Below are 1,555 nucleotides of genomic sequence, written 5' to 3'. Positions count from 1 at the left end.
CCGGAACGTGTCAAGGATTTGAGGCCAGCGGGAGTTATGCGGCCTGAGGTTCCGCCTCTGGTTTGTTGATCCAAACGTGTTCGGGTAGATCGAGGATCTTCGGTAGGAGCCGGTTGGTGCCGAAGCGTTCCGGGTGTGCCGTCCGGGCTGCGGCGAGGGTGTCCTCGCGGCCGGCGCGGACGGTGTGGTGGCGGCCGTGGTGGACCTCGGCGGGGGTGTGCAGGCCGATCCCGGAGTGCCGGTGGCAGTTGTTGTACCAGGTCACGAAGTCGGTCATGAACGCTCGTGCGGCGGTGAGGGACGCGAACCTGTCCGGGAAGACCGGCGCGTACTTCAACGTCTTGAACCAGGCTTCGCTGTACGGGTTGTCGTTCGACACCTTCGGTCGGGAGTGTGACCGGGTCACGGTCAGGTCCTCGAGCAGGTCAGACACCGACTTTGAGGTCATCGACGTGCCCCGGTCAGCGTGGACGACGTGCGGGACGCCGTGGACGTCGAAGACCTCACGCATCATCGACTCCGCGAGGGGACCGGACTCGCGGGCGTGGACCCGGACACCGACGATGTACCTGGAGTAGATGTCTATCATCACGTAGGCGTCGAAGTAGGAGCCCTTCACCGGTCCGGCCAGTTTCGTGATGTCCCAACTGAACACCTGCCGCGGCGCGTCGGCGACCAGTTCCGGACGCTGACGCGCCGGATGCCGGGCCAGCCGGCGACGCTCTTTGACCTGCCGGTGTTCACGCAGGATCCGGTACATCGTGGCGATCGAGCCGACGTAGACGCCCTGGTCGAGCAGAGCGGCGTAGATCTGCGCCGGAGCGGCGTCGACGAACCGCGGGCCGTTCAGTAGCCGCAACACGTGCTCCCGCTCCGCCGCGGTGAGCGCGTTCGCCGGCGCCGGACGCGGCCGGCGTGACGGGCTCGACCGACGTCGGTCCCGATCGACGCTGGACCGGGCGATCCCGGTCATCGCCGCCGCGGCCCGGGTCGTGGTCCCCGCACCGGTCAACTCCTGAAACGCGTCCATCAGCGCCTGCCGAGCCCGAACACGTCCGGATCGTCCGGCTCGCTCCTGGAGATGTCCTCCAAGAGCTCTCGCGCTTTTCCCATGATCGTCAACGCCGTCTCCGTACGCGCCAGTTTCGCCTGCGCCTGCGCCAGCTCACGCCGCAACCGGGCGATCTCCGCCTGCTCCGCCGACGGCCTCCCGACCGTCTCACCAGCCGGTTTGCCCTGCAACAATCCCGCGTCCCGCGCACGGCGCCACTCCGACATCAACGACGAGTACAAACCCTCCCGCCGCAGGAACGCCCCGCCCTCACCCGCCGCGACCGCCCGCTCGTAGCCGGCCAGCAGTTCCAGCTTCTGTCCCGGGGTGAACGACCGGCGTGCCCGCGGACCATCCGAACGCGGCCCCTTCTTGCGACTCATGACCCCATCCTGGGCCGTCACCACGCCAACAACAGTATTCAACGCTTCTCGATCCTGAACTCGCCCTGTCCGACGGACTTGCTATGAGCCGCTGGCCTCAACTCACCCTGACAGACAGGGC

General features: G+C 67.4%; 1 pseudogene. It reads right to left on the bottom strand.

Annotated elements, in window-relative coordinates:
• Positions 1 to 34: 34 nt before the first annotated feature.
• Positions 35 to 1,434 (bottom strand): annotated as a pseudogene (locus tag ABGB21_RS36805) (IS3 family transposase).
• Positions 1,435 to 1,555 lie beyond the last annotated feature (121 nt).

Source organism: Plantactinospora sp. B24E8, assembly GCF_039871735.1.
In the GTDB taxonomy this organism is placed as follows: domain Bacteria; phylum Actinomycetota; class Actinomycetes; order Mycobacteriales; family Micromonosporaceae; genus Plantactinospora.
The sequence above is the reverse complement of the archived record's forward strand: the minus strand, read 5'-3'. Positions and strand labels throughout refer to the sequence as shown.